General features: G+C 69.7%; 20 protein-coding genes. 9 read left to right on the top strand and 11 right to left on the bottom strand.

Annotated features, from left to right (window positions below):
* Positions 1–14: 14 nt before the first annotated feature.
* Positions 15–1,019: an alpha/beta hydrolase fold domain-containing protein gene (locus tag ASD11_RS09590; RefSeq protein WP_056286382.1), complete on the top strand. Its 1,005-nt coding sequence runs from the start codon at positions 15–17 to the stop codon at positions 1,017–1,019.
* Here the strand turns inward: ASD11_RS09590 and ASD11_RS09585 are convergent.
* Complete coding sequence (locus tag ASD11_RS09585; protein WP_235503284.1) at positions 1,016–2,275, bottom strand: kynureninase; 1,260 nt, start codon at positions 2,273–2,275, stop codon at positions 1,016–1,018. The two genes, ASD11_RS09590 and ASD11_RS09585, sit on opposite strands and share 4 nt — an antisense overlap.
* Positions 2,262–2,573: a DUF2470 domain-containing protein gene (locus tag ASD11_RS09580; protein WP_056286381.1), complete on the bottom strand. Its 312-nt coding sequence runs from the start codon at positions 2,571–2,573 to the stop codon at positions 2,262–2,264. The genes ASD11_RS09585 and ASD11_RS09580 overlap by 14 nt, the downstream gene beginning before the upstream one ends.
* Positions 2,574–2,696: 123 nt before the next feature.
* Between ASD11_RS09580 and ASD11_RS09575 the strand changes: the two genes are divergently transcribed.
* The 3 genes from ASD11_RS09575 to ASD11_RS09565 all read left to right on the top strand — a co-directional run bounded on the left by ASD11_RS09575 (position 2,697) and on the right by ASD11_RS09565 (position 5,182).
* Positions 2,697–3,374, top strand: a complete 678-nt coding sequence (locus ASD11_RS09575; RefSeq protein ID WP_056286378.1) for a hypothetical protein — start codon at positions 2,697–2,699, stop codon at positions 3,372–3,374.
* A 115-nt stretch (positions 3,375–3,489) separates the two neighbouring features.
* Positions 3,490–4,476, top strand: coding sequence for an NAD(P)H-dependent flavin oxidoreductase (locus ASD11_RS09570; protein ID WP_056286377.1), 987 nt, complete (start codon positions 3,490–3,492; stop codon positions 4,474–4,476).
* 79 nt (positions 4,477–4,555) lie between these two features.
* A complete protein-coding gene (locus ASD11_RS09565) occupies positions 4,556–5,182 on the top strand; it encodes a TetR/AcrR family transcriptional regulator (protein WP_156464666.1) in 627 nt (208 codons plus the stop codon).
* Between the two features lie 56 nt (positions 5,183–5,238).
* On the opposite strand, the gene ASD11_RS09560 is transcribed toward ASD11_RS09565, so the two are convergent.
* The 6 genes from ASD11_RS09560 to ASD11_RS09535 form a co-directional block, all read right to left on the bottom strand.
* The gene (locus tag ASD11_RS09560) at positions 5,239–5,637 is read right to left on the bottom strand and encodes a YkvA family protein (RefSeq protein ID WP_235503283.1); all 399 of its coding nucleotides are present in this window, start codon (positions 5,635–5,637) and stop codon (positions 5,239–5,241) included.
* A gap of 121 nt (positions 5,638–5,758) precedes the next feature.
* Positions 5,759–6,382 carry a hypothetical protein gene (locus ASD11_RS18120; protein WP_156464665.1) on the bottom strand — a complete coding sequence of 208 codons (624 nt, stop codon included), beginning with the start codon at positions 6,380–6,382 and terminating at the stop codon, positions 5,759–5,761.
* Between the two features lie 213 nt (positions 6,383–6,595).
* Positions 6,596–7,504, bottom strand: a complete 909-nt coding sequence (locus ASD11_RS09550) for a VOC family protein (RefSeq protein ID WP_056286367.1) — start codon at positions 7,502–7,504, stop codon at positions 6,596–6,598.
* A gap of 594 nt (positions 7,505–8,098) precedes the next feature.
* Entirely contained in the window at positions 8,099–10,474 is a 2,376-nt protein-coding gene (locus tag ASD11_RS09545) for a hypothetical protein (RefSeq protein WP_156464664.1), read from the bottom strand.
* A gap of 120 nt (positions 10,475–10,594) precedes the next feature.
* Positions 10,595–12,445, bottom strand: coding sequence for a CHAP domain-containing protein (locus tag ASD11_RS09540; protein ID WP_056286361.1), 1,851 nt, complete (start codon positions 12,443–12,445; stop codon positions 10,595–10,597).
* A gap of 243 nt (positions 12,446–12,688) precedes the next feature.
* Positions 12,689–13,081, bottom strand: coding sequence for a nuclear transport factor 2 family protein (locus ASD11_RS09535; RefSeq protein ID WP_056286357.1), 393 nt, complete (start codon positions 13,079–13,081; stop codon positions 12,689–12,691).
* Positions 13,082–13,212: 131 nt separating this feature from the next.
* On the opposite strand from ASD11_RS09535, the gene ASD11_RS09530 reads away from it, so the two are divergent.
* Positions 13,213–13,827: a TetR/AcrR family transcriptional regulator gene (locus ASD11_RS09530; RefSeq protein WP_056286354.1), complete on the top strand. Its 615-nt coding sequence runs from the start codon at positions 13,213–13,215 to the stop codon at positions 13,825–13,827.
* Positions 13,828–13,860: 33 nt separating this feature from the next.
* On the opposite strand, the gene ASD11_RS09525 is transcribed toward ASD11_RS09530, so the two are convergent.
* Positions 13,861–14,454, bottom strand: coding sequence for a TetR/AcrR family transcriptional regulator (locus tag ASD11_RS09525; RefSeq protein ID WP_056286352.1), 594 nt, complete (start codon positions 14,452–14,454; stop codon positions 13,861–13,863).
* Positions 14,455–14,552: 98 nt separating this feature from the next.
* On the opposite strand from ASD11_RS09525, the gene ASD11_RS09520 reads away from it, so the two are divergent.
* On the top strand, positions 14,553–16,754 hold the full coding sequence (locus tag ASD11_RS09520; protein ID WP_056286350.1) for an MMPL family transporter: 2,202 nt from the start codon (positions 14,553–14,555) through the stop codon (positions 16,752–16,754).
* 81 nt (positions 16,755–16,835) lie between these two features.
* Here ASD11_RS09520 and ASD11_RS09515 read toward each other — a convergent pair whose 3' ends face one another.
* Together ASD11_RS09515 and ASD11_RS09510 are read right to left on the bottom strand one after the other, a co-directional pair.
* Positions 16,836–17,498 carry a cache domain-containing protein gene (locus tag ASD11_RS09515; protein ID WP_056286347.1) on the bottom strand — a complete coding sequence of 221 codons (663 nt, stop codon included), beginning with the start codon at positions 17,496–17,498 and terminating at the stop codon, positions 16,836–16,838.
* A gap of 4 nt (positions 17,499–17,502) precedes the next feature.
* On the bottom strand, positions 17,503–18,255 hold the full coding sequence (locus ASD11_RS09510) for a FadR/GntR family transcriptional regulator (RefSeq protein WP_056286344.1): 753 nt from the start codon (positions 18,253–18,255) through the stop codon (positions 17,503–17,505).
* Positions 18,256–18,348: 93 nt separating this feature from the next.
* Between ASD11_RS09510 and ASD11_RS09505 the strand changes: the two genes are divergently transcribed.
* From ASD11_RS09505 to ASD11_RS09495, 3 genes are read left to right on the top strand one after another with little or no spacing between them, the layout of a single operon-like run.
* Positions 18,349–19,392, top strand: a complete 1,044-nt coding sequence (locus ASD11_RS09505) for an ABC transporter ATP-binding protein (RefSeq protein ID WP_056286341.1) — start codon at positions 18,349–18,351, stop codon at positions 19,390–19,392.
* A gap of 43 nt (positions 19,393–19,435) precedes the next feature.
* Positions 19,436–20,611 (top strand): ABC transporter substrate-binding protein, encoded by a 1,176-nt coding sequence (locus ASD11_RS09500; RefSeq protein ID WP_056286338.1) that lies wholly within the window; start codon positions 19,436–19,438, stop codon positions 20,609–20,611.
* A gap of 2 nt (positions 20,612–20,613) precedes the next feature.
* Positions 20,614–21,537: an ABC transporter permease gene (locus tag ASD11_RS09495; protein ID WP_235503282.1), complete on the top strand. Its 924-nt coding sequence runs from the start codon at positions 20,614–20,616 to the stop codon at positions 21,535–21,537.
* The last annotated feature ends 1 nt before the right edge of the window (position 21,538 follow it).

Below are 21,538 nucleotides of genomic sequence, written 5' to 3'. Positions count from 1 at the left end.
GGTGGACTGCGGCCATGACCACCTGGCGCCCCCGGCGCATCGCCGCCCTGGCCGTTGGGACCCTGGCGCTCAGCTCGGTCGTGCGGCGAGCCCGCATGGTCCAGCGCGTCCCGGCCGAGATGCGCTTCCCGGCCATGGTCGTGCCGGTCTCGGTGATGGGCCCGCGCAGTCTCGCACGCCTGAGGCGCTGGATGTCCACGGCCACCGAGGTCCATGACGGGGTCTCCCACCGGGTCGTCCAGGTCGAGTCCGGGCCGGTCGTCCACGTGTACGAGCCCGAGCGACCCGACGACGCTGCCGAGGGAGTGCTGCTGTGGCTCCATGGGGGCGGTCTCGTGATGGGCACGGCCCACGGGGACCACGCCCAGTGCAGCCGGTTCGCGCACCTCCTCGGCGTCCCGGTCGTCAACGTCGACTATCGCCTCGCCCCCGAGCACCCGGCGCCGGCTGCCGTCGAGGACGCGTGGAGCGCGCTGCGGTGGGTCCTCGCGACGTGGCCCGACCTCGGGCCCGATCGCGTGGTGGTCGCCGGCGCCAGCGCCGGGGGAGGGCTCGCGGCCCTGCTGACGCAGGTGGCGCACGACCGCGGCGTCGACGTCGGCCTCCAGCTGCTCGTGTATCCCATGCTCGACGACCGCACCGTCGTGCGAGCCGCCGGACGCCGGCCGTGGATCGGTTGGACCGCCACGTCCAACCGGTGGGCGTGGCACGCCTACCTCGGCACCCGGCCGGGCGGGGACGACGTCCCTTCCGGCGCCGTCCCGGGACGGCGCCAGGACCTGCGGGGGCTCGCGCCGGCGTGGATCGGCGTCGGCAGCGAGGACCAGTTCCGCGACGAGTGCGTCACCTACGCCGCGCGTCTGGTGGAGGCGGGCGTCCCGTGCCGGCTGCACGTGCAGGCCGGACTCTTCCACGGCGCCGACGGGCTCTTCCTGGACCGCGCGGCGCCCACGCGTGAGTTCCGCGAGCGCATGCTCGGCGCGGCCCGGACTGCGCTGCGTCGTCCCACGACGGCCTAGGCCTGCTGCTGCTCCTGCAGCACCGACGCCACCTCGGCGAGGCCGTCGAGCACCTCGGCGAAGCTGGTGCTGAGCGGCGACAGACCCACGCGAAGGCCCTGGGGCGGGCGGAAGTCGGGGATGACACCCCTGGTCCAGAGCTCGGCCACGACGCGCCGGAAGTCGGGGTGCTCGAGGGTCACGTGGCTGCCCCGGAGCGCGGGGTCGCGCGGGGTCGCGAGGCTGACGCCCAGGGGGGCGAGGAGCGCGTCGTGGACGTCGATGGCGAACGTGGTGAGGGCGATGGACTTGGCGCGGACCGCGGGCATTCCGGCGTGCTCCACGAGGTCGAGCATGTCGCGCATCGCGAGCATCCCGACGATCGGCGGGGTGCCGCTCAGGAAGCGTCGGACGCCGTCGGCGGCGACGTAGCTCTCGCCCATGGCGAAGGGGTCGGCCGAGCCCATCCAGCCCTGGACGGGCTGAGCGAGGCGCGACTGCAGGCGCTTCGCCACGTAGCCGAACGCCGGGGCGCCGGGCCCGCCGTTGAGGTACTTGTAGGTGCAGCCGACGGCCAGGTCGACCTCGTGGGCGTCGAGGGTGATCTCCACCGACCCCGCCGAGTGGCAGACGTCCCAGAGGACGAGTGCGCCTGCGTCGTGCGCCACCCGGGTCACGGCCGGGAGGTCGGTGAGCCGGCCGGAGCGGTAGTCCACCTGGCTCAGCAGCACGAGCGCGGTACGGTCGCCGACGGCCGCCTCCACGGCGTCGGCGGTGACCCCGTCGGGGCCGGGGGTGATCCAGCGCAGCGTGACGCCGCGCTCGGCAGCGATGCCCTCGAGGACGAATCGGTCGGTGGGGAAGTTCTCGGTGTCGGCGACCACCTCGTCGCGACCTGCCGGAGCATGGTCGACCGCTGCCCGGACGAGCTTGTAGAGCATCACGGTGGTCGAGTCCGCCACGACGGTCTGGCCCGCAGCGGCGCCGAGCACCACGCGGCCGATGCGGTCGCCCAGCTCGGTGGGCGCGTCCATCCAGCCCTCGTCCCACGCGCGGATCAGGCGGGCGCCCCACACGTCGTCGACGAACGAGGCCAGGGAGTCGCGGGTGGCGTGCAGCGGTCGCCCGAGCGAGTTGCCGTCGAGGTAGGCGCGCACGTCGTCGCGCTGGACGAAGGCGTCGCGGTGATGGGCCAGGGGGTCGTCGCGGTCGAGCGACGTGGCGAGCTCGGTGAGCGTGGAGCGGTCGTGTCCGGTCACGGTGTCAGTGCTGCTCACGCGCCGGGAGGTCCAGCGTGGCCAGGCCCGCGTCGTAGAGCCGCACGATCTCGCGGCGCAGGTCGGCGCGCTCCACGGCGCGCTCGGTCCACGCCACCCGTACGGGGACCGTCGCACCGTCGACGACCGCGTCCCACTCGCCGCCGTCGGCGTCGAGACCGGTCATGACGGCGCTCGTGGCGGAGGGCTCGGCATGGGCGCGCACGATCACGAGGCTGTCGGCGGTGTGGTCGTCGTTCATGTGGTGGAGCACCCCGGCCACGACGTCGGGGGCGAAAACGGGTGTGGGGCTCGTCATGGACAGAACGTACCCAAAGGTGACGAAGCGCAATTCGACTCGTTAGAGTGTCAATTACGTCCTCGGGGGACGAACGGTTGGGGGGCCGTGGAAATGACGCATCTCGCAGGGGAGCTTCGCACGATGGGTCATATCGACCTGCACGTTGAGGTCCTCGACGAGGACTTCGTCCGGGGGACCGCTCCGGCCGTCGGCCTGGAGATGGTCCTGGACCGCCGGTCCGCCGTCGACCTGCTCGCGCTCATGGCCCTCGCGCGGCTCGACGCCGACGCTGCCGAGACCGCCTTCGTGGTCCTGACCGACGACCGCGGGGTGCTCACCCGGACCGACCCGTTGCACCTCGACGTCGACGACTGGGGCTGGGACGTCCTCGACGTCGACGAGCGCGAGGTGTGGCTCGTCAAGTGGGACGAGGAGAGCCGGGCCCGTCACCGCCCGGAGTCCGAGGAGATCACGCAGATCCGGATCGGCGTGGAGGGCGGTCGCTCCCTCATGGCCATCCCGTCGCTCGAGACCTGGTTCGTCGGCACGAGCCAGCAGGTCGTCGAGACGGTCGTCTCGGTCAGGCGAGAGCTCCGCACGCGTGGCGCCTTCCTGGGGGAGCCGTTCGGACCGCTCCTGCTGTCGCGCGAGAGGCTTGCCGCAGTGGTCGGGCAGGCCGACCTCGTCTCGTACGTCCGGGGCGAGTTCCAGTTCGACGAGTGCGCGGCCCACCGCCTGGCCGGCGCTCTCGTCACGTCGCTCCTGCTGCGGCACCCGCAGCTCAGGCCGACGCTCGCTCATCACGACCTCGCGGTCTGAGCCTCGTCCGAGGTCCCTGGGGCCGGAGCGCGCAGGTTCTCGTGTTCTGCGCGCGCGACGTGCTGCGCCCTTGGTAGGGTGCAACTAGTTGCATAATCAAGTCGAGGAGTCACCCATGGCGCTGCCCGAGATCCTGCGCACCCCGCTGGCCCTACCGGCGTTCGCGTCGCCGATGTTCATCGCATCGGGGACCGAGCTGGTCATCGCGCAGTGCAAGGCCGGCATCATCGGCTCGTTCCCGGCGCTCAACGCCCGTCCGCAGCCGGTCCTCGACGAATGGCTCGCGCACATCGGCTCCGAGCTCGAGTCGTTCGCCGCTGCCCATCCCGAGCTGCCCGTCGCGCCGTTCGCCGTGAACCAGATCGTGCACCGCTCCAACGACCGGCTCGAGCAGGACATGGCCTCCGTCGTGGCCGCGCAGGTGCCCATCGTCATCACGTCTCTCGGTGCCCGCGAGGACGTCAACGAGGCCGTGCACTCCTACGGCGGCATCGTGCTCCACGACGTCATCAACGACCGGTTCGCTCGCAAGGCCATCGAGAAGGGTGCCGACGGCCTCATCGCCGTCGCGACCGGCGCGGGTGGCCACGCCGGCACGACCTCCCCGTTCGCGCTCGTCCGCGAGATCCGCGAGTGGTTCGACGGGCCGCTCCTGCTCTCGGGTGCCATGGGCCACGGCCGGTCGATCCTCGCCGCGCAGGCCGCCGGCGCCGACTTCGCGTACATCGGCTCGGCGTTCCTCTCCACGCACGAGGCCAACGTGACCGACGGATACAAGGACATGATCGTCGAGTCCACGTCGGCCGACATCGTCTACTCCAACCTCTTCACCGGGGTGCACGGCAACTACCTGCGCGGCTCGATCGAGGCAGCCGGCCTCGACCCCGCCGACCTCCCGGAGTCCGACCCCTCGGCCATGAGCTTCGGCTCCTCCGACGCCAAGGCCTGGAAGGACATCTGGGGCTCGGGCCAGGGCATCGGCTCCATCGGTCAGCGCCTCCCCGCCGCGGACCTCGTCGCGCAGCTCCGCGCCCAGTACGACGAGGCCCTCGCCACCCCCATCTGGACCGGTTCCCGCCACGCCACCCTCACCGCCGACTGAGGGCGTCAGAGGCTCGCACTCTGACGCGGTCACGTGTCAGAAGTCACACTGACCCACCCTGTCGTGGCAAGATGTCGGCGTGAACGCGACATCGGATACAGCGGCACCGGCCCGGACCTACCGGGGCGTCCCGGCCGACGAGCGTCGACGGGACCGTCGCGAGCGGCTCGTCGAGGCTGCGCTGGAGATGATCGGGGAGGACGGTCTCACCGTCCTGAACGCCGAGGGCGTGTGCGCCCGAGCCGGCCTCACCAAGCGCTACTTCTACGAGAGCTTCTCCGACCGCGACGCCCTCGCGGTCCACATCCTCGAGAGCCTGCTCGACGAGGTCCAGACCGCCATCGCCGCGGGTCTCGCGGCTGCCGGTCCCACGCCCGCCGAGCGGATGGCGCCCACCGTCGAGGCACTCGTGGAGGTGCTGCTGCGCGACCCCCGCCGGGCGCGCCTCTACGCCGAGGCGGCCGCTCTCGATGCCGTGCACGCCCGCCGCGAGGCCGCCATCGGCGAGTTCACCGTGCTCCTCCTCGACGTCGTGCTCCAGGTCCCGCGCGACGACGCCCGATCGCGCGTCGACGCCCACATCGTCGTCGCCGGCACCACCGACGTCGTGAGCCGCTGGGTCCGCGGCGAGATCGACATCTCCCGCGACGACCTCGTCGACGAGATCGCCCGTCTGGGCAAGGCCATCGTCGCCCCCACGCCCTGACCCCGGCCTCGCCCCTGAGCCTGTCGAGGGCAGCGTTCGAGCTCAGCCGACGACCCTCACCGAACCCCGGCCAACCGCCGCACGACCGCCAACCCGTCGGCCGACCCCCGCCAGTGCCGCTCGAGCGCCTCAGCGCCAGCGCGTCGCACGACCGAGCGCAGCACCAGCATCACGACCACCGCGTCGTCGGCGTACCCCATCACCGGGATGACGTCCGGCACGAGATCGATCGGCATCGCCAGGTACGCGATCAGGAGCCAGACCCGGACCCGCACCCCCTGAGGAAGCGAGCGGTCTGCCGCGACGCGACGCAGCAGCCCGACCAGGTCCGGCAGGATCCGCAGGGCGTCCCGGAGCTGCATCTCGTCAGGCTTCGCGATCCACAGCGCCGCGACCAGCACGACCCACACCACGCCCAGCCCGACGACGACGGCGATCACGATGTCCCACGGCACCGACCCATCCTCCCAGCAAGGCTCCTTCGCACCGAGCGGTCGCATCGCTGCGCAGCAGGCGTTGCAACCGTGTCCGCGTGACAGGCCGCGCTTGCCGCTCCACACGATTTTCGACTGAGTCTCAGCGAGGCGTGAGAGACCCGCGCTCCCAGAGCGCCAGCTGCAGGGCGACGAACTCCGCTGGGTCGAGTGTGATGTCGAGGCGCTTCCGTTTCTTTCCTTGTCTCCATCCGGACCAGGTCGACCGCACCACACCCGCAGTGCGACAGTGCACGGTGATCTGGCGCCTGCCGTGGCGTAGCTGCAGATAGATGCCGACTCGAACATCGATGCTCGCGTAGCTGTCGTCGTTGCCGGAGTCGCCCGAGGGACGACTTTCCATGGCTGTGCCGATCACGACTTCGTCGATCGAGCCAAGCCGCCGACGAACCAGGCCGAACGTGTGACGCAGCACAGCGCCTCGCTCATCAAGGGTGAGCACCCCAGGGAAGAGTGGTGCACCCCAGGCAACGGCACCCCAGAGAATGGTTGTCAGAGAAGCGACGGCCGCAGTTCCGAGGATGACTCGATCCTCCGGTGCCCCTGAGATCGCGGCGTAGACCGCTACGAGCGCTGCGGCCCCGAGCGCCAGCCCGAGCAGCCAGCGTGAGGTGACCCGTTCCGGTCCGCCCCATCGCGCGTGGTGCGCCGCGGCCGCGCCGTGATGGGTCTTCTCGAGGTGACCTTCGAGATTGGTGCCACTCACGCCCGCTGCGCATCCCGGGCACGGAACAGGTCGGTCCGGGCGCTCGTGGGCCAGTCGTCGCGCTCGCTCCACCGTCGTCGTCATGGCTCCTCCGTACGTTAGGTGGGCTGCTCGGTGTGGTGCCGAGAAGCCTCATGTCCCGACCTCAGGTAGATCTCGAATCAGGGGAACGAGGCACGCGGGTCGTGCCACAGTGCAGAGGCACGAGGCGGGTCAGAACTCGTCGATCACGATCTTGTGCATCCCCATGAGCTTCTCGTAGGCGCCAGGACGCTGCATGAGCTCGTCGAGGTGGGTGGGGATGACCTGCCAGCTGACGCCGAACTCGTCCTTGCACCAGCCGCACTGCTCGGACTCGGGGACGTGGGAGAGGTGCTCCCAGAGGCGGTCGATCTCGGCCTGGTCGTCGGCGAAGACCTGGAGGGAGACGGCCTCGTTGAACGGTGCGTCCATCTCCACGCCCGAGTCCATGGCGGCGATCCAGATGCCGTCGAGCTCCGCCTCGCCGTACATGAGGGAGCCGGCGTCGGCGGGTCCGGTCTTCTCCGGGTAGGGGGCGAGGGTGCCGAGGCGACTGTTCTGCAGGGTCTCGGCGTAGTGGCGCAGGGCTGCGCCGGCCCGGTTGGTGTTGGCTCCGGAGAACATCAGGCTGGGGACGATGAACGGGCGCGGCTCGCCCTCGGGGTCGGTGAGGATGAGCTGCCACGAGAAGCCGTAGCGGTCCTCCACCCAGCCGTAGTGCGGGCTGAACGGGTACTCGCCGAGCGGCATGAGCACCTTGCCGCCGTCGGCCAGCACCTCCCAGAGCGCGTCGAGGTGGGCGCGGGCGTCGGGCTCGAAGGACGCGTCGAAGTTCACGAAGAACGAGATGGAGCCGTTGGGCTCGAACATCGGACCGGCGTTGATGGCGGTGAAGGCGGTGTCGCCGAGGGTGAAGTCGACGGTGATGGCCTGGCCGGCGAGTGACTCCTGGAAGTCGAGCAGGCCCTCGGTGGGGTAGCGGGCACCGCCGGTGACCCTGGCGCCCTCGGGGCTGACGGGGTCGAAGGCCTTGACCCAGAAGTCGACGGCTTCCTCGGCGTTGCCGGGGAGCCAGAGGTTGGGGACGATGCGCTGGGTCATGAGGTGGGGTCTCCTTCGCAGGCGTGGTCTCAGCCAATCACTGCTGGCTCTCGGAGGCCAGTGACGTCCTTACGACCCGCCGACGCGGAAGGATCGTTCGGGAGACTGAGCAGAACATCCGGAGACGACGAAAGGTGTGGGCATGAAGCATCGTCGTCGCCATGAGGGCTGTCATGAGTGTCCGGGGCTGTCGTGCGTGCCGCCGGCAGCTGGTGTTGATTCGCGTCGAAGCAGCGTGATCGCGATGCGTCTGATGAGGACCCGGCGTCTCGGCTCCGACAGGACAGGCGGCTGGCCGACATATTGTTGACTAGACATCTGTAGTCAATTGGTTCACACTGGGCGAGCGGGTCCATCTCCCAGAATAGTGACTCGCATTCAGGCCGAAGCTTCCTCAGGGCTAGGTCTCACCAGACAGGGCTCCCTCTCCCGGGGGCCCTGTCGCTTTTGCAGAGAATTGACTGTTGCTTATCTGGAGCGAATCAGACTAGGCTGCTCCCGGAATCACTTGCTCCCCAAGTTGGTGGTCTCCGATCAGACAGGGCTTCCCTCCCGAGGGGGAGCCCTGTCGCCTTGTCCGGGCGCGGCGAGGCCCTATCTCACCTTCGTCGTGGACGCCGACGTGGCCGCCTTGGACGAGTAGCCGAAGCGCGACGCCGTGACGACGACGCTCAGCTTCTTGCCCCGCAACGACCTCGCGATCTTGTAGGACGACCTCGTGGCGCCTTTGATGCTCGCGCCGTTGGCCCGCCACTGGTACCTGAACGACGTGCCCGAGGGTGACCAGATGCCGACCTTCGCCTTCAGCACGCTGCTCACCCTGACCTTCCCTGTGACCGACGGTGCCCGGGAGCTGGTGAGGGACTGCATGGTCAGCTGCGAGAAGTTTCCGAAGCCGACGTCGTCGATCTGCGTCGTTCCTCCGTTGGGCTGCGGGTAGAACTGGACGCGCAGTGCTGAGTGGTTCTGTGTGGCGGTCACGCACGTGGAGACGGGCGACCAGTGCTCCTTCGTCGACAGTCTGCTGTAGCCGCGCGAGCCGTTCTCCGACGTCGACCCGAGCATCCAGAGTGTGAAGGTGCCGGACGCTGTCCCACCGGTCTGCGATCGGACGAATGCGCTGGCGCAATACGTGTCGCCGGCCGTGATCGTCGCCGGGACGTCCTGGTAGATGCCGCCGCCGCTGACGTTGGTGTTGATGGCGGCGTAGTGGGTGCCCGAGCGGGCGGTCTCGCCCCCGGCGACCTGGTTCGACGTGTAGGTCACGAAGTTCGTGCCGGCCATGGCGTTCCAGCCTGAGGCGCTCTCGAATCCGCCTCCCTTCGCCAGGGACCGGGCGACGTTGACGTCGTCGGCCTGGGTCGTGCCCTTCTCGGAGTAGAACTGGACACGCACCGCCGAGTGCGCGCGGGTGGCCGTCACGCAGGTCGAGACGGGCGCCCAGTTGCCCTTCGTGGACAGTGAGCCGTAGGTCCGGCCACCGTTCTCGGGCTCGGTCGTACCGAGCAGCCAGACGGTGAACCGGCCCGAGGCTGTGCCGCCTGTCTGAGCACGGACGAAGCTGCTGCCGCAGTAGGTGTCGCCCGCGGAGATCGAGGCGGGGAAGTCCTGGTAGATCCCGCCGCCCGAGGCGCTGGAGTTGAAGGCGGCGTAGCGGCGACCGGAACGTGGCACCTCGCCCTGAGCGACCTGGTTGGCGGTGTACGTCACGAAGTTCGTGCTCGGCATCGCGGCCCACCCCGCAGCGTCCTCGAAGCCCCCGCCCTTCACGAGGGACTTGGCGACGTTGATGTCATCCGCCTGGGTGGTCCCGGAGGCGTTGGGTGTGGGGTAGAACTGGATCCGCAGTGCGGAGTGACTCTGTGTGGCCGTGACGCAGGTGGACAGCGGACGCCAGCTGTCCTTCGTCCCGAGCTTGCTGTAGCTGCGGGTGCCGTTCTCCGAGGTCCCGCCGAGCATCCAGAGCGTGAACGATCCCGAGGCGACACCGCCGGTCTGCGACCGAACGAAGGAGCTCGCGCAATAGGTGTCTCCCGAGACGATCGACGCCGGGATGTCCTGATAGATCCCTCCTCCTGACGCACTGGTGTTGAAGGCGGCGTTCCTCGCGCCGGAGCGTGGTCTCTCGCCCTGGGCCGCCTGGTCTGCGGTGTAGGTCACGAAGTTGGTCCTCGGCATGGCCTGCCATCCGCCGGCATCCTCGAACCCGCCGCCCCGGACGAGGTTCCGGTCCGGGCATCCGCCCGTCGATGCGGGGCCGGCCAGGCCGGGACACCGGTCCGACTGATCGGCAAGACCGTCGCCGTCCTGGTCGGTCGGGACGGGGGTGGACGGTGTCTCGGAACCAGCAGCACAGTACTGGTTGACCCCAGCTGCGCGCTCGCCTCCGAGGATCCCGAGGGCAGTGTCCTGGTCGGCCCGTTGACGGAGCGAGGCGATCGCGCAGCCGTACTTGGAGTCGTTGCGCGGCTCCACGTGGACGTGGGAGCCGGTCCAGCAGCTGCTCGACGAGACGCCATCTGATCCGGTCACGACTCGCCCGATCGCGGCACCCACAGGGACGGCGCCCGACGTGATGGGGAAGCCGGTGAGGTGGGCGTAGGCCACGGTGCCGACCTTCTGGCCATTGATCATCACGTTCAACGTGATGCGGTCCCCGCCGTCGCTGAACCGGCCCGAGGCGCAGGCGCGGCCGATGCTGGCCACCGAGAGCGTGAGTGATCCATTGGTGTTCCGAAACCGCGCGTAGGCGGAGCCGGTCCCAGCGACGTCGTAGGAGTAGTCGCCGGCATACGGGCGATGGTGGGGCTCGCTCGGAGCAGAGGTGACGCTGCCGTTGACGGGGCTGAGGACGGTCGACTGGAGGCTCGTCGCACTGGCGGGGGACTGCGCGAGGGCGACCGTGAAGAAGGCCGACAGCGGAAGGAGCAGGGTCGCCGAGATCCGGCGGCGCTGAGTCGGGCGGCGCATCATCGTGGGTGCTCCTGGGGCTCGGGCTCCCACCCGCCCACAAACTACCGCCCGGACCGCTGACTCATCCGTGGAACGGACAGAAATGGCCTCCTCGAGCTCGGACTGACCACCCTCACGTCACGAGCGGACCTTGGCCGAGCGGACTGACTCTGTGGAGTGCGCCCGGTAACCGCTCCTGGAAGCCTTGACGACGACCGAGAGCCTCTTCTTCCTGGCTGACGCCGGGATCTTGTACGTCGACCTGGTGGCCCCCTTGATCGCCTGACCATTGACCTTCCACCGGTACTGGTAGGTCAGGCCGGAGGGGCTCCACGTGCCGACCTTGGCCTTCACGACCTTGCCGACCCGCACGGTCCCGGAGATGGAGGGAGCCCTGAGGTTCTTCACGAGGGGCTTGGCGGTCACGGTCACGGTCTTGCAGCTGCCCAGCCGGTCGTTGCCGCCGGCTCCTGCATTGATGCCGTAGGCACAGACCGTGTGCTGGCCGGGCTTCGCGGACAGCGACGTGGAGAAGCCGAAGGTCGTGCCGCGGTGGAACACGTCGTCGACGTCCTGGCGGACGACGCCGGTCCGGGTGGCCCCTGCGTACGTGTCATCGACGTAGAGATGGACCGCGATGGAGTCGGTCGAGTCCGGATCCATGCCCCACCCGACGGTGGAGATCTTCTCAGCACCCCCCACGGCCTGGTCCAAGGACCCGAAGGGCCCGCAGGCCAGGTGGTCGCAGCCGTCGATGGCGTTGTCGTCGACGTCGACGTACGGCTGGGGTCCCCCGTAGGGCGTCCAGCTCGGGACGTAGTACCGGTGACCCTCGTAGACGACTCTGAAGATCCGGCCCGACCTGAATCCTCGGATGAACCCGTCGGACGGGTGTGAGCGCAGGTGACCCCAGGTCGAGTCGGTGTCGCCCGCATGGGCGATGGTCGCGTCGTCGATCGTCACCGTGGGCTTCTGGCCACCCACGTTCTCCCAGGAGGACACGAAGGTCGGAGCGCCGCCCGCGATCACGTACACGCGACCGGAGCCGCCGCCGTTCACGTAGGTCCCGTTCGTCGGGTACCGGCCGAGGTGCTGCCAGGGGTCGCCCTCACCGGCACGATCGATCGCCGCGTCGTCGACCTGGATGGAAGAACGCGGCCCCCCGATCGCCTCGAAGCTGGAGACGTACTGAGGCGCGCCCCCCGCGACCACGTAGACACGTCCGCTGGTGCGCCCGGCCAAGGTCGTCCCGTCCCGCGGGGTCACGCGAAGAGAGGCCCACTCCTGGTCAGACAGGGCGCGGGTGGGCTGCGGGCCGCCGAACGGATCCCAGGACGAGACGTAGATGGGCGCGCCGCCGGCCATCCGGTAGACCTTGCCGGCGTAGGAGACGAAGTCGCCGTCCCGGTCGACGGGAGGCGCCGCCGTGTCGCGGATGTGGATGAACCCTGACACCGAGGCCGCCGAGATCCAGCCGGAGTCGGTGTAGCCGCGGGAGCCGCCGAGGTAGTTGTCGGCCTTGACGTAGACCCGCGAGCCGTCGGCGCTGACCTGCTCGACGTAGGCGACGTGGCCGAAGTCGCTGGTGCTCCTGCGGTCCCACCAGGCGATGGCGCCGACGGCCGGGCGGCGGTCGTGTCCGTAGTGTCCGCCCCACTGGTAGGCGTGGCCGGCCCAGCCGGGGTTCCCGACGCCCACCTGCTGGAGGCGCCAGGCCGCGTAGAGCGTGCAGTTGTGCGGGGGGCTGCCCAGGTCGCCGGCACCGGGTGTGCCGTAGAGGCGCCACGCCCAGCTGTCGCCGGTGGACGCTGCCGTGGCCGCGTATCCACCGCCGACGCAGTCATAATCAGAGCGGCGGCAGTACCCCGGCTCGAAGCCAGGGGTGGCAGCGGCAGGAGGGGCGGTCTGCACAGCCGTGGCCAGTGTCAGCACGAGGCTCAGGGCAGCGAGGACCCGGAGACGGTAGGAGCGGGACGTTCGGTCGAGCATCGTGCTGGCTCCTGATGATCCGGGGCTCCCACCCGGCACTCATGGTAGGCGCCGAAAGGTGGTGGCGTCCGAAGAACCAGCGTGGTGAATAAGCTTCGGCGGCCCCGGCTTCCTGGCGGTCCGTGCGCCTCAGGCCCGAGCAGGGCAGCGGCGCCACGACTGACCTGGTCGCGGAGCAGGTCCTGGAGGACGTCGAGGCCGGAGCCAGCGTCTGGATGGTGCGGTTGCGCGACGAGCGACGGCCTAGCCGTGGGCTCGTTGCAGCTCGGCGCCCATGTGCTTCACCAGGGCCTCGAGTGCCTTGAACGGTCGGACCATCACCGTGAACTCGACGACCTGGTCGTCGTCGTTCCAACGCAGGAGGTCGATGCCGTGCACCTGCACCCCGTCGAGCTCGCACGTGAACTCCAGCATGGCGGAGTCACCCGTGACGAGCTCGCGGTGGTAGGTCAGCGTGGGGCCGAGCACCACGATGGCGGCGCTCAGGTAGGCCGTGGTGATGGCCTTGCCCTCCTGGGGCGTGAAGACGGCGGGCGAGCGGAACACGGCGTCGTCGGCGAGCAGGTTCTTCAGGCCTGCCGGGTCCTGGCTCGCGGCGATGGCGTGCCAGGCCTCGACGGCTGCGGGACGGGTCATCGTTCCTCCTGGGTCCGTGGACCGTCAGCATCCCACGCGGGCATCGACGGGCCACGGCATCGCAGGACGTGTGGTGAGGGCCATGGTCGGAAGGCCGCGAGGGCGAGGCCCCGGTGCCTAGGATGGCGGCCATGGCTCCCGAGACGACGACGCAGCGGCGCATGCCCGCCGCCGAGCGTCGGGCGGCCCTCCTCGACGTGGCCGAGAGGCTGTTCGTGGAGCGCGGTTTCTCCAGCGTCACCATCGAGGACATCGCCCGCGAGGCAGGCATCACACGACCCATCGTCTACCGGCACTTCACCGCCCTCGACGGGGTCTACCTCGCCTGCGTGCAGCGCGCCCGAGACGACTACGCCGGTGAGCTGGTCCAGGCCATCGCCGACGCCCAGGGCGTGCACCCGCGCGAGCAGCTGAGGCTCGGCGCCGACCTGTTCTTCCGGATCCTCGAGCGCGACCCCGGTCGCTGGCGGCTGCTGTTCGGTGGGGGAGCGAGCCTCTCCGGCGAGTACGCGGAGCAGCTGGCAGGCCTGCGCCTCGGCACCATCGAGGCCATCGGCGCGGCCCTGCTCCAGGCGACGGTCGAGGCTCCGCCCGGCCGGATGGAGGTCACGGCGCACGCCGTCTCGGGCGTGGGAGAGCGGCTCGGGTTCTGGTGGCTCGACCACCCCGACGTCCCCCGCGAGGAGCTCGTCGAGCACTTCGTCGAGATCACGTGGGCCGGAGTGGCCCCCTGGGCCAAGGCCTGACCCAGGCCGCTCGGCCCCGCCCGGTGGGACGTCTCAGGTGAGGCGCGGGGTGACGACGGGGCGGGAGGCGAGGGTGGCCATGACGTCGGCGGCGACGTCTCCGATGGGCGCGGAGCGGTCGAGGGCGGCCTGGTCCCCGGTCTGCTTGAGGACGAAGACCGCCATCCAGGCCGTGGCCGCGACGTGGGGGTCGCCGGCCGGTGCGTCCATGCGCTCGGCGAGGGCATCGCCGAGGGCGTCGTGGGCCTCCTTGAACCAGTCCATGATCCGCGCGCGGGACCGGTGGTTCTGCTGAATCATGCGGTCGTACTTGGCCCGCCGCTCCTCGCCCTCGAGCGTCGCGTGCTCAAGGAGCGTCACGACAGCCTGACCGAGCGCCACCTCAGGCGCCTCGTCCGCGGGTCGCGAGCGAAGGGTCTGGGCCATGAGCTCGGGTGGGCCGAACGGAGCGGTCGCGAGGAGCTCCTTGGTCGGGAAGTATCGGTAGAGCGTGGACGTGCCGATGTCGGCGCGCTCCGCCACCTCCTCCATCGTCGTGGCGTCGTAGCCCTGCTCGAGGAACAGGTCGATGGCGACGTCGACGATGTGCTGGCGGGTGCGTGTGGCATTCGTCTCACGGAGTCCCATGTAAATAGTTTATCTCAAACTTGCAGTAACTGTGAAGATGGTAGAGACTTCCATCTTGTGGGAGCTGCGATCCGGCGGCTCCGGGAGGAGACGACGTCGTGGCCTGGTACCTGTACAAGATCGGCCGGTGGAGCTTCGCGCACCGCTTCCGCGTCATCGGAGTGTGGCTGGCGATCCTGGTCATCGGTGGCGTCGGCGCGCTCACCCTGTCGGGGAAGACGAACGACCAGTTCGAGCTTCCCAACACCGAGTCCAGCCAGGCGTTCGACCTCGTCAAGGAGCGCTCGGGCGCCACGACCGACGGGGCCGTGGCCCGGATCGTCGTGCAGGCCGAGGAGGGGGAGTCCGTCGCCTCGCAGAAGGACGCGATCGAGTCGGCGCTGGCCGAGGTGAAGACCTCCCACGTGCTCTCGGTCGCCGACCCGTTCGCCTCGGGGACCATCTCCGAGGACGGACGCACCGCGTACGCGACCGTCACGTACGACCGCCAGTCCAACCTCCTGAAGGCCGCCGACCGCGACGCTCTCGAGAAGTCCGTGGAGTCGCTGCGCGACGCCGGGCTCACGGCCGCCGTCGGAGGAGACGCGGCATCCGAGACCGAGGCGGGCCACACCGCCGAGCTCGTCGGCATCGTCATCGCGCTGTTCATCCTCGCCATCACCTTCGGCTCGCTCGTGGCCGCCGGCATGCCTCTCATCACGGCCGTCGTCGGCGTCGGCATCGGCCTGCTCGGCGTCACCACGCTGACGGGCTTCATGGACCTGTCGTCCACCACGCCGGCCCTCGCCAGCATGCTCGGACTCGCGGTCGGCATCGACTACTCGCTCTTCATCATGAGCCGGTTCAAGCACGAGGTCACGGTGGGCAAGAGCCACCTCGAGGCTGCCGGCATCGCGGTGGGTACAGCCGGCTCTGCTGTCGTGTTCGCCGGCCTGACGGTCGTCATCGCGCTGAGCGGCCTGTCCATCACCGGCATCTCGTTCCTCACCCAGATGGGTCTGGCCGCCGCGGCCACGGTGGCCATCTCGGTGCTGCTCGCCCTCACGCTGCTCCCGGCCCTGCTGGCCCTCGTGGGCAAGCGCGTCGTGAGCGGCAAGATCCCGGGCCTCAAGGCGCGCGACCCCGAGGCGCCCGGCGCCCGCACCATGGGCCGACGCTGGGTCGACCTCATCACCCGCTTCCGCTGGCCCGCCCTCGTGGTCGGTCTGCTCGTGGCCGTCGTGGTCTCCATCCCGGTCACCAAGATGCAGCTCGCCCTTCCCGACGACGGCGCCCAGCCGTCGGGCTCGCAGGCCCGCACGGCCTTCGACCTCATCTCCGACAACTTCGGCGCCGGCGCCAACGGGCCGCTCACGGTCATCGTCGACACCAAGGGAACCGGCGACCCGCAGGCCGCGGTCGACGAGGCCGTCAAGGAGGTCTCGTCCGTGAAGCAGGACGTCGCCGCAGTGGTGCCGCCCGTCACCGACCCGAGCGACGCCAGGGCCGTGGCGATGTTCAAGGCCCAGCTGGAGAAGGTGCAGTTCGCCAGCATCACGATCATTCCCGAGAGCGGACCGTCGGACCAGGCCACCAAGGACCTCGTCGAGACGCTGCGCGACAAGCTCGACGGGCTGGAGTCGGCCACCGGCGCGACGCCCTACGTGACGGGCCAGACCGCGGCGGGCGTCGACATCTCCGACAACCTCGCGGCGGCGTTCCCCAAGTACCTGGTCGTGGTCGTGGGGCTGGCGTTCCTGCTGCTCGTGCTGGTGTTCCGCTCGATCCTCGTGCCGCTGAAGGCCACGGTCGGCTTCCTGGCGTCGGTGGGCATCTCGCTCGGCGCCACGGTGGCGGTCTTCCAGTGGGGCTGGCTGCAGGGCGTGCTGGGTCTGAGCGCCGAGGCGCCGGTGATCTTCATCCTGCCGCTGCTGCTGACGGGCATCCTGTTCGGCCTGGCGATGGACTACGAGGTCTTCCTGGTCTCGCGCATGCGCGAGGAGTTCGTGCACGGCCGCGAGGCGCGCGACGCCGTGGTGCACGGATTCGCGCACAGCGCCCGGGTTGTCACGGCCGCAGCGCTCATCATGATCGGCGTCTTCGCCGGCTTCGCCGGAGCGACCGACCCGATCATCAAGACGATCGGCTTCGCGCTGGCCATCGGCGTCCTGGCCGACGCCTTCCTGGTGCGGATGCTGCTCGTCCCGGCGCTCATGAGCATCGTGGGCAAGAGCATGTGGTGGCTGCCGAGGTGGCTCGACAAGGCCCTGCCCAACCTCGACATCGAGGGCGAGGCGCTCACCAAGAAGCTCGACGCCTAGCCCACCCGCTGAGTGTGACGAATCTGTTGGAAGATCAGGGGAAAATCAGCAGAACGGTCACACTCAGCGGGGGCGGTGGGGTCAGGTGAGGATCGTGAAGGGAAGGTCGGTGCAGGGGACCGCGGAGCGGTAGTCCTGACGGTCGACGGGCTCGCCGGCGAAGATCCGCGGGTCGCCCGAGAGCACGGCCCGGTCGTGATGGTTCACGAGCGTGGCGTGGGCCTCGCGGAAGACGTCGACGAGGGCCCGCTCGATGGTCTCGGCCAGCACGTCGACGCCCATCACACCGAGCGTGCGGCCCGCGCGGATCACCGGGACGGTGAGAGTGAGCACGAACTCGTCGGTGCACACGTAGTCGATGTACGGGCCGGTGACGTGGGAGCGCCCGGTGCGCAGCGCGGTGCGGAACCACTCCTGGCGGCTGTAGTCGGTGGACTGGACGAGTGCGGCCGACTCAGGGATGCGTCCCTTGTCGTCGCCCTGCCACCACGCGAGCAGGTAGGTCTCGTCGGTCAGGAGGCCGGGGGAGACCACGAAGCCGGCGCCCACGGTGTGCGGGTCCTGGAGCACGTCGAACGCGAAGGGACGTGAGGCACGCAGCACCTCCTCGGAGGTGACGGCGGGGGAGTCGAAGAGCGGCGCGATGGCGTCGCCGCTCGCACGCAGGCTCGCGAGCAGGGGCTGGAAGAACTCCTGGACCGCGTCGGCCACGGCGTCCGTGCCGACGCTCTGGGTGCGCGTCATGGGGTCACCGTAACCCCGTCTGGAGCTCGGCGAGGTCGCCCAGGGCGTCTCGGACGCGGGAGCGCATGCGCGCACGGGCCGCTGCGCCGTCGTGGTCGGCGATGGCTCCGATGACCGTGAGCTGGTGCGCCCGGACGGCTCGGCGGTGGTGGGCGTCCTCGAACGGCAGGCGCAGCAGGACGCCGAAGTCGGACTCGATGCGCATGACCTCACGGGCCAGTCGCGCCGAGTGCGTGAGGGCCGCGATGGCGAGGTGGAGCTCGGTGTCGGCGTGGCGGGCGGCTCCGTCGGGGTCGGCGCTCTCGACGTCGGCGGACAGCACGATCTCCCGCAGCTCCTCGACCTCCTCGGCGTCGGCGCGCTCGGCGGCCAGCTCGGCACAGCCGCTCAGCACCGTGGCGTAGAGCGTCCCGTGGTCGCCCAGCTCCACGCGCGTCATGGCGAGGAGGCGCTGGTGGGCCACGCCGTCGACCGCGACGACGGGGCGGTTCACGAACGACCCTCCGCCGCGACCGCGCGTGGTGGTGACGAGCCCCTGGGCGCGCAGCGCGACGAGTGCCTCGCGTGCAGTCACGGTGGCGACGCCCAGCATGGCGGCCAGCTCAGGCTCGCTGGGGAGGCGCTCGCCGTCGGAGAGGATGCCCGAGCGGATGGCCTGCTCGAGCCTCTGCTCCACGCGGACGGCTCGGCCGGCATCGCCGATGGGCGCGAACACGGCGGTGCGTGCGCGCGTCGCCGGGCGGCGGACCGTGGCCATGACGCTCCTCGTAGGGGGTGTGGATCAGTTCTTACATGATCGTCACAAGCAGGGTATGGACATTTAATGTCTGAGTCCATATGTTTTGGTCCTATGACGCAAGCCACATCGGTCGAGGCCGGTCCAACGACCGGCACCGCGATCCGCCTCCAGGGACTCACCAAGCACTTCGGCGACGTCCGTGCCGTCGACGGCGTGGACCTCGAGATCGCCGACGGCGAGTTCTTCTCGATGCTCGGCCCCTCGGGCTCGGGCAAGACCACGGTCCTGCGGCTCATCGCCGGGTTCGAGCAGCCGACCGACGGCGTCATCACGCTCGCCGGGGCCGACGTCACCGGCACCGCGCCGTTCGAGCGCGACGTCAACACGGTGTTCCAGGACTACGCGCTCTTCCCGCACATGAACGTCCTCGAGAACGTGGCCTACGGGCTCCGGGTGCGCGGCGTCGGCAAGGCCGAGCGGCTCGAGCGGGCGCGCGAGGCGCTCGGCACCGTGCGCCTGCAGCACGTGTCCGACCGCAAGCCCACGCAGCTCTCCGGCGGCCAGCGCCAGCGGGTCGCCCTGGCCCGCGCGATCGTCGTCCGGCCCAAGGTGCTGCTGCTCGACGAGCCTCTCGGCGCGCTCGACCTCAAGCTGCGCGAGCAGATGCAGGTGGAGCTCAAGCAGCTCCAGCGCGAGCTGGGCATCACGTTCGTCTTCGTGACGCACGACCAGGAGGAGGCGCTCACCCTGAGCGACCGCGTGGCCGTGTTCAACGACGGCAGGATCGTGCAGCTGGGCACCCCGCGTGAGATCTACGAGGCCCCGCAGACCGAGTACGTCGCCACGTTCGTCGGCACGTCCAACGTCTTCGGACCCGACGAGGCGCGGGCCGTGCTCGGCCGGGAGGGCCGGTTCGCCCTGCGCCCGGAGAAGATCAGCCTGTTCTCGGCCGGCGAGTCCGCGGCCGGCTCCATCTCGGCGCGCGGTGTCGTCGCCGAGACCATCTACCTCGGTACCGGTCGACGCGTCGTCGTCGACCTCGAGGCCGGTCAGCGGCTGGTCGTGCTGGAGCCCAGCACCGCCGTCGCCCCGGTCGGTCGCGGCGACTCCGTCGTCGCGGCCTGGCGGCCTGACGACCTCGTGCCGCTCGCCTGAAGTCCCGTCCACTGCACCACCCATCACCAGGAGAAGGATCGCGATGACCCTGAAGACCAGAACCGGCAGGTTCGGCGCCCTCGCCGCTGCCGCCCTGACCTGCAGCCTCGCGCTCGCCGGCTGCGGCGGCGGAGACGATGCCGAGGAGACCGGAGCACCCACGAAGCTCGGCAAGAAGGAGGGTCAGGTCTCGATCCTCGCGTGGCCCGGCTACGTCGAGGACGGCAGCAACGACCCCAAGGTCGACTGGGTCTCCGACTTCACCAAGACCACGGGCTGCAAGGTGACCACCAAGGTCTACGGAACGTCCGACGAGGCCTTCAACTTGGCCAAGTCCGGCGACTACGACGTCGTGGTGGCCTCGGGCGACCTCACGCTGCGCATGATCGCGGCCAAGCAGGCCGCCGAGGTGAACACCGACCTGGTCCCCAACTACGAGAAGGTCTACGACTTCCTCAAGGACCAGGAGTGGAACACGGTCGACGGCAAGAACTACGGCGTCCCGCACGGCTACGGCGCCAACCTGCTCATGTACAACTCCGACGTCGTCAAGGAGGAGCCGAAGTCCTGGGACGTCGTCTTCGACAAGTCGAGCAAGTACAAGGGCAAGGTCACGGCGTACGACTCGCCGATCTACATCGCCGACGCCGCGATGTACCTCATGGCCAAGCAGCCCGACCTCGGCATCAAGAACCCGTACGCGCTCGACGAGAAGCAGCTGGCCGCGGCCGTGAAGCTGCTCAAGGACCAGCGCGCCAACGTGGGCGAGTACTGGTCGGACTACCTCAAGGAGGCGTCGGCGTTCAAGACCGGCGACTCCGTCGTGGGCACCACGTGGCAGGTCATCGCCAACACGGTCGACAAGCCCAACGTGAAGGTCACGATCCCCGAGGAGGGCATCACCGGCTGGAACGACACCTGGATGATCTCGTCCAAGGCCAAGAACCCGAACTGCGGCTACGCCTGGCTGAACTACATCGAGGACCCGAAGGTCAACGCCGAGGCCACCGAGTACTTCGGTGAGTCGCCCAACAGCGACGAGGCCTGCCAGTACGCCAGCGAGGGCTTCTGCGAGACCTACCACGCCGGCGACAAGGCCTTCTCGGACAAGATCTGGTACTGGCGCACGCCCATCGCGGAGTGCCTCGACGGCCGGACCGACGTGAAGTGCACGGACTACTCGGCCTGGACCAAGGCCTGGACCGAGATCAAGGGCTGACCTTGTCCCAGTCCACGCACGCACCGGCACCGGTGGCTCCCCGCGCGGGGGCCACCGGTGGCCCGGTGCGCCGGATCGGCTCGTTCCTCTCGACCCACGCCTGGGCCCGGCTCACGCTGCTGCTCACCGCGCCGCTCGCGTGGCTCGTGCTCGTGTACGTGGTGGCGCTCGCCGCGCTGCTGCTCACGGCGCTGTGGTCGGTCGACAGCTTCACCGGCGAGATCAGCAAGTCCCTGACGTTCGCCAACATCAAGGAGATCGCGACCGAGTCGCTCTACCGCACGGTCACGCTGCGCACGATCGGCGTCGCCCTCATGGTGACGGTCATCGACGTCGTCATCGCGCTGCCCATCGCCTTCTACATGGGCAAGGTGGCGAGTCCTCGGGCCCGACGCCTCCTCGTCGTGGCGGTGCTCACCCCGCTGTGGGCCAGCTACCTCGTGAAGGCCTTCGCCTGGCGCTCGCTGCTGAGCGAGGGCGGTCTCGTGGACTGGGTGCTCAACCCGTTCGGCGGGGGAAGCCCCGGTTACGGGCTGACCGCGGTGGTGCTCACGCAGGCCTACATCTGGCTGCCCTACGTGATCCTGCCGATCTTCGCGGGCATGGAGCGCGTGCCCGACTCCCTCGTGGAGGCCGCCGGCGACCTGGGTGCCTCGACGTCGACGACGTTGCGCACCGTCGTGCTCCCGCTGCTCCTGCCGTCGGTCATCGCCGGCTCGATCTTCAGCTTCTCGCTGACGCTGGGCGACTACATCAGCGTCAACATCGTGGGCGGCGCCAACCAGATGCTCGGCAACCTCGTCTTCACGAACGTCGGCGCGGCGAACAACCTTCCGCTCGCCGCGGCCATCGCCCTCGTCCCGATCATCATCATGCTCGGCTACCTCGCCGCGGTGCGACGTACCGGCGCGCTGGACAACCTGTGAG

Origin of the sequence: Aeromicrobium sp. Root495 (assembly GCF_001426755.1) — a bacterium.
In the GTDB taxonomy this organism is placed as follows: Bacteria; Actinomycetota; Actinomycetes; order Propionibacteriales; family Nocardioidaceae; genus Aeromicrobium.
The sequence above is the reverse complement of the archived record's forward strand: the minus strand, read 5'-3'. Positions and strand labels throughout refer to the sequence as shown.

Bases quoted from the DNA above. Each gene is read 5' to 3' on its own strand.
- ASD11_RS09590 (WP_056286382.1), top strand. From the start codon at position 15: ATGACCACCTGGCGCCCCCGGCGCATCGCCGCCCTGGCCGTTGGGACC.
- ASD11_RS09580 (WP_056286381.1), bottom strand. From the start codon at position 2,573: ATGACGAGCCCCACACCCGTTTTCGCCCCCGACGTCGTGGCCGGGGTG.
- ASD11_RS09575 (WP_056286378.1), top strand. From the start codon at position 2,697: ATGGGTCATATCGACCTGCACGTTGAGGTCCTCGACGAGGACTTCGTC.
- ASD11_RS09570 (WP_056286377.1), top strand. From the start codon at position 3,490: ATGGCGCTGCCCGAGATCCTGCGCACCCCGCTGGCCCTACCGGCGTTC.
- ASD11_RS09550 (WP_056286367.1), bottom strand. From the start codon at position 7,504: ATGACCCAGCGCATCGTCCCCAACCTCTGGCTCCCCGGCAACGCCGAG.
- ASD11_RS09545 (WP_156464664.1), bottom strand. From the start codon at position 10,474: ATGCGCCGCCCGACTCAGCGCCGCCGGATCTCGGCGACCCTGCTCCTT.
- ASD11_RS09540 (WP_056286361.1), bottom strand. From the start codon at position 12,445: ATGCTCGACCGAACGTCCCGCTCCTACCGTCTCCGGGTCCTCGCTGCC.
- ASD11_RS09535 (WP_056286357.1), bottom strand. From the start codon at position 13,081: ATGACCCGTCCCGCAGCCGTCGAGGCCTGGCACGCCATCGCCGCGAGC.
- ASD11_RS09530 (WP_056286354.1), top strand. From the start codon at position 13,213: ATGGCTCCCGAGACGACGACGCAGCGGCGCATGCCCGCCGCCGAGCGT.
- ASD11_RS09525 (WP_056286352.1), bottom strand. From the start codon at position 14,454: ATGGGACTCCGTGAGACGAATGCCACACGCACCCGCCAGCACATCGTC.
- ASD11_RS09515 (WP_056286347.1), bottom strand. From the start codon at position 17,498: ATGACGCGCACCCAGAGCGTCGGCACGGACGCCGTGGCCGACGCGGTC.
- ASD11_RS09510 (WP_056286344.1), bottom strand. From the start codon at position 18,255: ATGGCCACGGTCCGCCGCCCGGCGACGCGCGCACGCACCGCCGTGTTC.
- ASD11_RS09505 (WP_056286341.1), top strand. From the start codon at position 18,349: ATGACGCAAGCCACATCGGTCGAGGCCGGTCCAACGACCGGCACCGCG.
- ASD11_RS09500 (WP_056286338.1), top strand. From the start codon at position 19,436: ATGACCCTGAAGACCAGAACCGGCAGGTTCGGCGCCCTCGCCGCTGCC.